The sequence below is a fragment of the Pseudomonas cyclaminis genome, from assembly GCF_015163715.1.
Classification (GTDB): domain Bacteria; phylum Pseudomonadota; class Gammaproteobacteria; order Pseudomonadales; family Pseudomonadaceae; genus Aquipseudomonas; species Aquipseudomonas cyclaminis.
Map to the genome: position 1 here is coordinate 1 of NZ_JADDUM010000283.1, position 9,442 is coordinate 9,442.

The 9,442-nt window shown below is 60.8% G+C and carries 11 protein-coding genes; 8 read left to right on the forward strand and 3 right to left on the reverse strand.

Annotated elements, in window-relative coordinates:
• Positions 1-54: 54 nt before the first annotated feature.
• Positions 55-861: a hypothetical protein gene (locus IQK56_RS28245; RefSeq protein WP_150760368.1), complete on the reverse strand. Its 807-nt coding sequence runs from the start codon at positions 859-861 to the stop codon at positions 55-57.
• Positions 862-960: 99 nt separating this feature from the next.
• Positions 961-1,923, reverse strand: coding sequence for an alpha/beta fold hydrolase (locus IQK56_RS28250; RefSeq protein ID WP_122308154.1), 963 nt, complete (start codon positions 1,921-1,923; stop codon positions 961-963).
• Positions 1,924-2,066: 143 nt separating this feature from the next.
• Between IQK56_RS28250 and aroC the strand changes: the two genes are divergently transcribed.
• The 4 genes from aroC (at position 2,067) to IQK56_RS28270 (ending at position 5,393) form a co-directional block, all read left to right on the forward strand.
• Complete coding sequence (aroC, locus tag IQK56_RS28255; RefSeq protein WP_193901907.1) at positions 2,067-3,158, forward strand: chorismate synthase; 1,092 nt, start codon at positions 2,067-2,069, stop codon at positions 3,156-3,158.
• A 70-nt stretch (positions 3,159-3,228) separates the two neighbouring features.
• The gene (locus IQK56_RS28260) at positions 3,229-4,389 is read left to right on the forward strand and encodes an MFS transporter (protein WP_193863449.1); all 1,161 of its coding nucleotides are present in this window, start codon (positions 3,229-3,231) and stop codon (positions 4,387-4,389) included.
• The gene (locus IQK56_RS28265; RefSeq protein WP_150760366.1) at positions 4,386-4,916 is read left to right on the forward strand and encodes a 1,2-dihydroxy-3-keto-5-methylthiopentene dioxygenase; all 531 of its coding nucleotides are present in this window, start codon (positions 4,386-4,388) and stop codon (positions 4,914-4,916) included. The genes IQK56_RS28260 and IQK56_RS28265 overlap by 4 nt, the downstream gene beginning before the upstream one ends.
• Positions 4,917-5,123: 207 nt before the next feature.
• On the forward strand, positions 5,124-5,393 hold the full coding sequence (locus tag IQK56_RS28270; RefSeq protein ID WP_122308150.1) for a response regulator transcription factor: 270 nt from the start codon (positions 5,124-5,126) through the stop codon (positions 5,391-5,393).
• Between the two features lie 61 nt (positions 5,394-5,454).
• Here the strand turns inward: IQK56_RS28270 and IQK56_RS28275 are convergent, their stop codons facing one another.
• Positions 5,455-5,733 (reverse strand): DUF3509 domain-containing protein, encoded by a 279-nt coding sequence (locus IQK56_RS28275; protein WP_010208870.1) that lies wholly within the window; start codon positions 5,731-5,733, stop codon positions 5,455-5,457.
• A gap of 395 nt (positions 5,734-6,128) precedes the next feature.
• Between IQK56_RS28275 and IQK56_RS28280 the strand changes: the two genes are divergently transcribed.
• From IQK56_RS28280 to IQK56_RS28295, 4 genes are all read left to right on the forward strand, one after another.
• Complete coding sequence (locus IQK56_RS28280; protein WP_150676444.1) at positions 6,129-7,955, forward strand: long-chain-acyl-CoA synthetase; 1,827 nt, start codon at positions 6,129-6,131, stop codon at positions 7,953-7,955.
• A gap of 95 nt (positions 7,956-8,050) precedes the next feature.
• Positions 8,051-8,566 carry an ankyrin repeat domain-containing protein gene (locus IQK56_RS28285; RefSeq protein ID WP_032888051.1) on the forward strand — a complete coding sequence of 172 codons (516 nt, stop codon included), beginning with the start codon at positions 8,051-8,053 and terminating at the stop codon, positions 8,564-8,566.
• Positions 8,567-8,607: 41 nt separating this feature from the next.
• A complete protein-coding gene (locus tag IQK56_RS28290) occupies positions 8,608-9,138 on the forward strand; it encodes a hypothetical protein (RefSeq protein ID WP_193863451.1) in 531 nt (176 codons plus the stop codon).
• A gap of 67 nt (positions 9,139-9,205) precedes the next feature.
• Positions 9,206-9,397 (forward strand): PLDc N-terminal domain-containing protein, encoded by a 192-nt coding sequence (locus IQK56_RS28295; protein ID WP_003172956.1) that lies wholly within the window; start codon positions 9,206-9,208, stop codon positions 9,395-9,397.
• Positions 9,398-9,442 lie beyond the last annotated feature (45 nt).

Sequence of the window (9,442 nt, forward strand, 5' to 3'; positions counted from 1 at the left end):
TATACGCCGCTATCGGGGGCAAGCCCCTCCACATTTTCATTGCATTACAACCCATTAGCGGTGCGTGGCAATCCAGATCAACAGCCCCGCCTGAAACACGGTAAACGCCACCAGGCAGGTGATGGTAAACCGCAACCCGCTGTCCTCACGCTTGAACTTGGTGACCTTTTCCTCTTCCTTGCGCAGCTTCACTTCCTGCTCCAGCAGGTTGTGCTCGGCCTGTTGCAGCATCTGCGCGGCTTCGAGGATCTCGACGAACTGCACCTTCTCAGTGTTCCAACTGTCCAGCACATCACTGACCTTGCCCGGCTGTACGTTGCCCTTGAGGTGCTGCACGTCGGCGTAGGCCACATCAAAGCCCTGCACGCGCAGGAAGTGGTCGCGGCGCAGGCGCGTGGCTTCGTTGAGTGCGTCCTTGTTGGCCAGGTCGACGCCGTCGACGCGGTAGTGTGACCCTTTCTTTTTCGCCCAGGCCGCGCCTTGAGCCACCAGGAAACGGCCGATGCCCCGGTTGGCCGGCTCGATTTCCAGGCTGTTGCCCGGACCGAAATGCACGCGATGGGTGTCGTGGTCGACCCAGATATCCAGATGGTTTTGCTCGCGACGTACACGCTGTCCGGGCAATTGAATGACCATGCGCAACAGACTGTGGTGTTTGTCATTGCGCTCGGCATAGCCGAACTGCACAAACCGCAACGGCCGCACGCCGGTGGCACGGTCGGTGGCCAGGGGCGCCAGGCGCAGCATCTTGAAGTGTTCGGCCTGGACATCCGCCCACGGCAAAGGCGCCGCGTCGACGGCCTCGGTATTTTCAGCCGGGGTGTCGGCGGTCTGTTCTGGTGTTTCTTCAGTGGTTGTCATGCGGCGCGATCCTGTCCATGCCCAGCGAGCCGACAGTCTTTTTGCTGTCGACACTGGGCTTATCGGCCGGTTTTCCCAAGACTGGAGGCAAATTGTCGCTTAACGGGGCTGAAGTCCGTCGATAAAGCGCACCACGCGGTTGCCCAGCTCTGCGGCGAGGGGTAGTTGCGGGTCATTGTAGGAGGCCAGTTGCTGCTTCACGTTGTTGGGCACGATGCGCATGACGTGGTTCATGCCTTCGATCACGCTCAGCTCGGCGTCGGGCTTGGCCCTCTTCAGTTGCTGGGCGTCGCCGACACCGACCTGGATATCGTTGGTGCCCTGGACGATCAAGGCGGGCATGCGCAGTTTGGCAAAGGCTGCTGACGGATCAGCGCGAAACAGACTGATCAGATAAGGCTGCACACTGGGTCGGAAAATAGCCTCCAGCGGGCCAGGTACATCGGCATCCACCTGGCCGGCCTTGAGGTGATCGAGGATTTCATTGCTGCGCAGCAGCAGGGCAGGGGGCAGATGATCGGCCAGTTGCTGGCGGATCACCTGATCCACCGGGCGGGCGCTGCCGGACAGGGAAATCACACCCGCCGGGTCGAGTTGCGGGGCGGCGAGGGCGGCGACCAGCGCACCTTCGCTGTGGCCCAGCACAATCAGCGGGCCCAGGCGTTTGTCGGCCTTGAGCATGTTGCCCCAGGCCACTGCGTCGGCCACGTAGGCGTCGAGGGTCAGGTTGCGTTCGTCCGGTGTGGCGGCGAGGCTCGCGGCCACACCGCGCTTGTCGTAGCGCACGCTGGCGATGTTGTGCCGGGCCAGCACCCACGCCAGGCGCTTGAGGCTGTCGTTGCGCGCACCGTCGGCACTGTTGCCGTTGCGGTCGGTGGGGCCGGAGCCCGCGATGATCAGCACCACGGGCACGGGCGTGTCGGACTGGGGCAGCAGCAGCGAACCAAACAGTTCGCCGCTGCCGGTGTCCAGGCTGATGGGCCGTTGTAGTACGACGGGTGACGCGGCCTGAGCCAGGGCGGAGAACAGGGTGAGGGTGAACAGCAAAGCTCGCAGCATTATCGTGCCATTATCCGGGGAGTGCCGGTTGGACCCATGTCGACCGGTAAGGTTTCGAGGATGAACTAGTCGGTTAGCCTGCGTATACTGGCCGCCTTAAGTTATTACGGTTGACTTGATTCAACTGATTTCACGGAGCGCCCTGCATGTCCGGCAATACCTTCGGCAAGCTGTTCACTGTCACCACCGCGGGCGAAAGCCATGGCCCGGCGTTGGTCGCCATTGTCGACGGCTGCCCGCCCGGCCTGGAGCTGTCCCTGGAGGACCTGCAGCGCGACCTCGACCGCCGCAAGCCCGGCACCAGCCGCCACACCACCCAGCGCCAGGAGCCTGACGAAGTCGAGATTCTCTCCGGTGTCTTCGAAGGTCGCACCACCGGTTGCGCCATCGGCCTGCTGATCCGCAACACCGACCAGAAGTCCAAGGACTACTCGGCGATCAAGGACCTGTTCCGCCCGGCCCATGCCGACTACACCTATCACCATAAATACGGCGAACGCGACTACCGTGGCGGTGGCCGCAGTTCGGCGCGCGAAACCGCCATGCGCGTGGCCGCCGGTGCCATCGCCAAGAAGTACCTGGCCACCCAGGGCATCGTGATCCGTGGCTACATGAGCCAGTTGGGCCCGATTGAAATCCCGTTCAAGACCTGGGACAGCGTGGATGACAACGCTTTCTTCAGTCCCGACCCGGACAAAGTGCCTGAGCTGGAGGCCTACATGGACCAGTTGCGCCGCGACCAGGATTCCGTCGGCGCCAAGATCACCGTAGTTGCTGAAGGCGTCAAACCAGGCCTGGGCGAGCCGATCTTCGACCGTCTGGACGCTGAACTGGCTCACGCGCTGATGAGCATCAACGCCGTCAAAGGCGTGGAAATCGGCTCAGGCTTCGCGTGTGTATCCCAGCGCGGCACCGAGCACCGAGATGAGATGACCCCGCAGGGTTTCCTCAGCAACAACGCCGGCGGCATCCTTGGCGGCATTTCCTCCGGTCAGCCCATCGTTGCACACCTGGCGCTCAAGGCCACGTCGAGCATCACCACCCCAGGCCGCTCGATTGACGTCAACGGCAACCCGGTGGATGTGATCACCAAGGGCCGCCACGATCCGTGCGTCGGCATCCGTGCCACACCGATTGCCGAGGCGATGATGGCCATCGTGTTGATGGACCACCTGCTGCGCAACCGTGGGCAAAACGCTGATGTGCGTGTGAACACCCCGGTACTGGGCCAGCTGTGACGAGGTGTGAGGGGCGAACGTGTTGTGGTGAGCGAGCATGCTCGCGCCGGGTTGCGAAGCAGCCCCCTGCATGACATCTCTTCCATACTGGCGCCTCTCCAGCTTCTACCTGTTCTACTTCGCCCTGCTGGGGGCGACGGCGCCGTTCCTGGCGCTGTACTTCGATCACTTGGGCTTCTCCAGCGCGCGTATCGGCGAGCTGGTGGCCATTCCCATGCTGATGCGCTGCGTGGCCCCCAACCTGTGGGGCTGGCTGGGCGACCACACCGGTCGCCGCCTGGCCATCGTGCGCTTTGGCGCGGTGTGCACCCTGATCAGCTTTTCGCTGATTTTCGTCAGCAAGACCTATGCCTGGCTGGCTTTGGTGATGGCGCTGCACGCGTTCTTCTGGCACGCGGTGCTGCCGCAGTTTGAAGTCATCACCCTGGCGCACCTGCAAAAACAGACGTCGCGCTACAGCCAGGTGCGGTTGTGGGGCTCCATCGGGTTTATCCTCACAGTGGTGATCATGGGCCGGTTGTTCGACTGGCTGAGCCTGGACATCTACCCGGTGGTGGTCGTGGTGATCATGGCCGGGATCATCGGCGCCAGCCTGTGGGTGCCGAATGCGCAGCCTGCCACCCACGGCAATCGCCTGGCCGGTGATGGCTTCCTCAAGCAACTGCGCAGCCCCGGCGTATTGGCGTTTTACGTGTGCGTCGCGTTGATGCAGATGAGCCATGGGCCGTATTACACCTTTCTCACCTTGCACCTGGAGCACCTGGGCTACAGCCGTGGCGTGATCGGCATGCTGTGGGCCCTCGGGGTGGTGGCAGAAGTGCTGATGTTCCTGGGCATGAGCCGCATCCTCACGCGCTTCTCGGTACGCCGCGTGCTGCTCGCCAGTTTCCTGTTGGCGGCGCTGCGCTGGTTGCTGTTGGGCTCGTTTGCCGAATTCCTCTGGGTACTGCTGCTGGCGCAGCTGATGCACGCCGCCACCTTCGGCAGCTTCCACGCGGCGGCGATTGCCTTTGTGCAACGCAGCTTTGGCGACAAGCAACAAGGCCAGGGCCAGGCGTTGTACGCCGCCTTGGCGGGCACCGGCGGTGCGCTGGGCGCGCTGTATTCCGGCTATAGCTGGAACCTGCTGGGGCCGACCTTCACCTTTAGTATTGCCAGCGCCGCCGCCCTGGCTGCGGCCGTTATCATTGGCCTTCGATTGCACGAGCAGAACCAAGGAACCCTTCAATGAGTTATGTCGCTGTCTACCACGTTGCAACGCCGGACACCCCGAACAAGGTGCTGACCCATACCGACGACATCGCCGCGACCCTGGCTGAGCACGGCGTGCGGTTCGAGCGCTGGCAGCCCGCCCTGATCGAGAAGGGCGCCAGCGAGGCGCAAATGATTGCCGCCTATAAGCTGCAGATCGATGCGCTGGGCTACGGTGCGGTGGCGGTGTTCAGTGTCACGAGCGACCATCCGCAGAAGGACGAATTGCGTGCCCGGTTCCTCCATGAGCGCCGTTACAGCGAAGATGAAGTGCGTTTTTTCATCGCCGGCCAGGGCCTGTTCACCCTGCACATCGGCGACTACGTCTACGCCGTGCGCTGCGAGAAAAACGACCTGCTGGTGATCCCGGCCGGCATGGCGCATTGGTTTGATATGGGTGAGAACCCGCACCTGGTCACACTGCACTTGTTTAACACCGCGCACGGGTCGGTGCCGGCGTTTACTGGCGACGATATTGCCAGCCGTTTCCCTGGTTTGGACGATTGAAACCAGGCAACTGGAATCTTCAACCCCAGCAAGTTGGAAGTTGTTGTGGGAAGAGGCCTAGTTGCTTGTAGGGCTTGGCTGTTTATCGCGGACCATGCGCACTGTAACCATTCGTTATGTAACTCTCTGCCGCACCAGTTGTATCACCTGTCAATAGGAGGAGTCCGAGAGGTGAATGGGCATCAGCCAATAAATAGGAGAGATGTAATGAATGGCCCAGAGGAGCCGTGTCAGCCGCCGTATTTCATGCCCAATGCCGTCAGGAGACGCCAGAGTTTGTCCGGCAAGCCCTTGACCCCTGCGGAGCTGGAGATCTTGCGCTGGGCCTCGGAGGGCAAGACCGTCTGGGAAATCAGTCAGATTCGTGCCACGTCCGAAGCCACGGTCAAATTTCACCTGCGCAATATCTACGGCAAATTGGAAGTCACCAACCGTGTGCAGGCGATGAACGAGGCGGCACGCCAAGGCTTGTGCTGACTTCAACGAAAAAGGGCCGCGACGCTCAACGGCGTCGCGGCCCTTTTTTTGGGTGCAGTGCTTAAGCCGAGTGGTAGGTCGGCAGTGCAAAGCGGTTCTGGCTTTGCAGCATCGAAATCTGTGGCAGGTCACTGGCTTGTTCGGCAAGGTCGCGGCGAATGGCGCTGATCACCCAGGTCAGTTGATCGGCAGTGTGCAACTGCTGGTAGGAAATCGAGCGCTTGACCTGTTTGCCTTCGCTGTTGCGCAGGGTCAACAGGATGCCGCCGTCTGGACGTGGCTGGGTGGTGACGTCGTAGTTGGAGAATACTGAAGCGAATTTATCTTGGATCAGGCTCATGTCTATCAGCTCCGTTGGCTCAAGTTGGCAAGCATGGAGTGATAGGTGCAGTGATTGTGCCAGCTTCTGAGTTATTGAAATGTCGTTATAAATCAGTAGCTTATAAAAAATTAAAATTTTCGGTTTCGTGCAATTTGCATGAATGGCCATCATGCATCCTGCATTTTGCGCTACTCAGCGCGGTAGGGTCGGCGCCCCTCTATTTATGAAGACTGCCTTTGCGCCGCTAAATTCCGTTTTTCCGTGGTCGTCGGTCGGGATACAAAACTTTTCAAATCCCGCGTGTACAGTCGAAGAAGGGCTGACGTATTTTCCTGCAATGCATTCGGCCTCCTTCTGACGAAGGTATGGATGCTTTGGGATCATACGAACAATAAGAAAAAGGATGTTCCGCCATGAGCCACCCGCAGAACGACATGATCACCTGGGGCAAGTTGCTGCGTAAGGTGCCCTCCATTGTTCGTGCCCTGCCACGCGTCGTGCGTGGCATGCGTGCTGCCAATGTCACCGACCCCGCGCAGCCTTGCGGGTTAGGCTGGTACTTTGAGCAAGCTACCCTGCGCAATCCAGACGGCAACGCATTGCTGTACGGCGACCGGGCGCTCAGCTATACCGAAGCCAACCAGCGTGCCAACCGTATCGCCCATCACCTGCATGCCCAGGGCATTGGCAAAGGTGACGTAGTGGCGTTGTTTGTCGAAAATCGCCCCGAATTGCTCTTGAACGTGCTGGCCGTGGCCAAGCTGGGGGGCATCTGCGCGATGCTCAATACTGCGCAAACCCAAGCGGCCCTGGTGCACAGCCTGAACCTGGTGAGCCCAGTAGCCATTATTGTCGGTGCGGAACTGGTGTCGTCCTATAAAGACGTGCGTGATCAGGTCGCGATCAAGGCTGATCGTACCTGGTTCGTCGCCGACCAACCGTCCAGCGCGGTGCCGGACGGTTATATCGACCTGATGGCAGCCAGCGCCGAGTGCTCGCCTGAGAACCCGGCCAGCACCGCGCAGGTCTTCTTCAATGACCCGTGCTTTTATATCTACACCTCCGGCACCACCGGCCTGCCCAAGGCCGGGATCATGAAACATGGCCGCTGGACCCGAACCGCCGTCAGCTTCGGCAGCATCGCCCTGGACATGGGCCCGGATGACGTCCTCTATTGCACCTTGCCGCTGTACCACGCCACCGGATTGTGCGTGTGCTGGGGCTCGGCGATTGTCGGAGCGTCAGGCTTTGCCATCCGCCGCAAGTTCAGCGCCAGCCAGTTCTGGGATGACGCGCGTAAGTTCAAGGCGACCACCCTCGGTTACGTCGGTGAGTTGTGCCGTTACCTGCTTGACCAGCCGCCCGGCGAACACGACCGTGACAACCGCGTCACCAAAATGGTCGGCAACGGCCTGCGCCCTGGCGTGTGGGCGCAGTTCAAGGCGCGCTATGGCGTCGAGCATATCTGCGAGTTGTACGCGGCCAGCGACGGCAATATCGGCTTTACCAACGTCTTGAATTTCGACAACACCATTGGCTTTTGCCTGCAGCATTGGGCCCTGGTCGACTACGACCATGAACGCGGCGAGCCGCTGCGTGGCAGCGATGGCTTTATGCATAAAGTGCCCACGGGCGGGCAGGGGCTGTTGTTGGCCCGAATCGATGAAAAATCCCCTTTCGACGGCTACACCGACCCGGAAAAGAACCGCAAGGTCGTGCTCACCGACGTGTTTGAAAAGGGCGATCGCTACTTCAATACCGGCGACTTGTTGCGCAGCATTGGCTTCGGCCATGCGCAATTTGTCGATCGCCTGGGGGACACCTACCGCTGGAAAGGTGAAAACGTCTCCACCACCGAAGTCGAGAACGTGCTGCTGCAACACCCGCAGATTGCCGAAGTGGTGGCCTATGGCGTCGAGATCGAAAACACCAACGGCCGTGCGGGTATGGTCGCCATCACCCCGAGCGAATCCCTGGCCGCGCTGGACATGCGCGAACTGCTGCAGTTCGCCCACGGCCAGTTGCCGGCCTACGCGGTGCCGCTGTTCCTGCGGATCAAGGTCAAGATGGAAACCACCGGCACCTTCAAGTACCAGAAGGTCAAGCTCAAGGAGGAGGCCTTTGATCCGGACAAAGCCGGCAATGACCCGGTTTATGCCTGGCTGCCGGGGTCGGACTGCTACGTGCCGGTGACCGGGCAATTGCTGGCGCAGATCCAGGGCGGTCAGTTCCGCTATTGATTGTGCCTATGGGGCTTTTTGACAAAAAAACCATGACAGGTGGGAACTCCCTCGCGACACTGGGCGCCATATAAGCACCAGATGAGGAGCCCCACATGTCCGACCAGCCAAAACAAATGACCGAAGATGAAGCCGCCGAATTTGCCGAGCAAGTCTTCGATGTGGCCCGCCGCGGTGACGCGGCCATGCTTGCCGCGCTGCTGGCTAAAGGCTTGCCCGCCAATTTTCGCAACCACAATGGCGACACCCTGCTGATGCTCTCGGCCTATCACGGCCACGCCGAGGCGGTAAAAGTGCTGCTGGAGTTCAAGGCCGACCCGCTGATCGCCAATGACAAGAACCAACTGCCGATTGCCGGTGCGGCCTTCAAAGGCAACCTGCCGGTGGTCAAGGCGCTGATCGAAGGCGGTACGCCGGTAGAAGCCGCGTCCTCTGATGGCCGCACTGCGCTGATGATGGCGGCCATGTTCAACCGCGTCGACATGGTTGACTACCTGCTGGGCCAGGGCGCCAACCCCAAGGCCACCGATGCCCAAGGCGCAACCGCGCTGGCCGCGGCCCAAACCATGGGCGCGGTGGATACGGCGGCGCAGTTGCAGAAACTGGTGTAGGCTTTGCGCCCTCAAAAACCAGCCCGTTACAGGATCGCCCCATGAAAACCAGCCTCGTCGAACTTATCAGCAAAATCAGCACCGGGGTCATGGGCGACGACGAGGTGGCGAAGATCGCCGATGAGGCTGCCCAAGCCTACGCGGATCCTGCTGCATTTCTGGCAGCCAACCCGGACATCAACTACGACGACAGCTTCCCGATTCCGTTGGGGGAGTGGGTGGTGGTGGGCAGCCTGCCAGAGACCGTGCTGTTCCAGGCCGACACGTATGGCGAGCTGTTTGCGCAGATCGTCGCCTCGTTCGGCCCCGGCGTTGCGTTCAACCTCAAGCCCAAGCAACTGGCCAAGACCGAAAGCCTTACCGCGCTGAACCGTATTCAGATCCAGATGAGTGCCCTGAGCCCGGAAGATGGCGGCTATGTGCTGCTTGATTTCAGCCAGCCGCTGGATGATGAAATCCAGGCGGTACTGGTGTTCGGCAACGACCTGCCACGGGTGCTGGAGCTGTGTGCCGAAGTCGGCATCAAGGCCGAGCCCTCCCTGGAAGCGCTGAAGGTGGCAATCCACGTCTGAAATAAAACGGAACCCCTGCCAGGGCTGACTATCCTACAAGGGCATGCCCTCACTTAGGAGCGACACCATGGGTTCCACTTTTAACGGCTTGATCGGGCTGATCATCCTCGCGCTGGATATCTGGGCGATCATCAACGTGTTCAAAAGCGGCGCAAGCACGGGCGCCAAGGTGTTGTGGATCCTGTTGATCCTGCTGCTGCCGGTACTGGGCCTGATCATCTGGGCGATTGCCGGGCCACGGGGCAACGTACGGATCTGATCGCCTCACGCTACCCGGAGCAGGCACTATCCAGTGTGGGAGGGG

Bases quoted from the DNA above. Each gene is read 5' to 3' on its own strand.
- IQK56_RS28285 (WP_032888051.1), top strand. From the start codon at position 8,051: ATGTCCGACCAGCCAAAACAAATGACCGAAGATGAAGCCGCCGAATTT.
- IQK56_RS28275 (WP_010208870.1), bottom strand. From the start codon at position 5,733: ATGAGCCTGATCCAAGATAAATTCGCTTCAGTATTCTCCAACTACGAC.
- IQK56_RS28295 (WP_003172956.1), top strand. From the start codon at position 9,206: ATGGGTTCCACTTTTAACGGCTTGATCGGGCTGATCATCCTCGCGCTG.
- IQK56_RS28270 (WP_122308150.1), top strand. From the start codon at position 5,124: ATGAATGGCCCAGAGGAGCCGTGTCAGCCGCCGTATTTCATGCCCAAT.
- IQK56_RS28280 (WP_150676444.1), top strand. From the start codon at position 6,129: ATGAGCCACCCGCAGAACGACATGATCACCTGGGGCAAGTTGCTGCGT.
- IQK56_RS28290 (WP_193863451.1), top strand. From the start codon at position 8,608: ATGAAAACCAGCCTCGTCGAACTTATCAGCAAAATCAGCACCGGGGTC.
- IQK56_RS28265 (WP_150760366.1), top strand. From the start codon at position 4,386: ATGAGTTATGTCGCTGTCTACCACGTTGCAACGCCGGACACCCCGAAC.
- IQK56_RS28260 (WP_193863449.1), top strand. From the start codon at position 3,229: ATGACATCTCTTCCATACTGGCGCCTCTCCAGCTTCTACCTGTTCTAC.
- IQK56_RS28245 (WP_150760368.1), bottom strand. From the start codon at position 861: ATGACAACCACTGAAGAAACACCAGAACAGACCGCCGACACCCCGGCT.
- aroC (WP_193901907.1), top strand. From the start codon at position 2,067: ATGTCCGGCAATACCTTCGGCAAGCTGTTCACTGTCACCACCGCGGGC.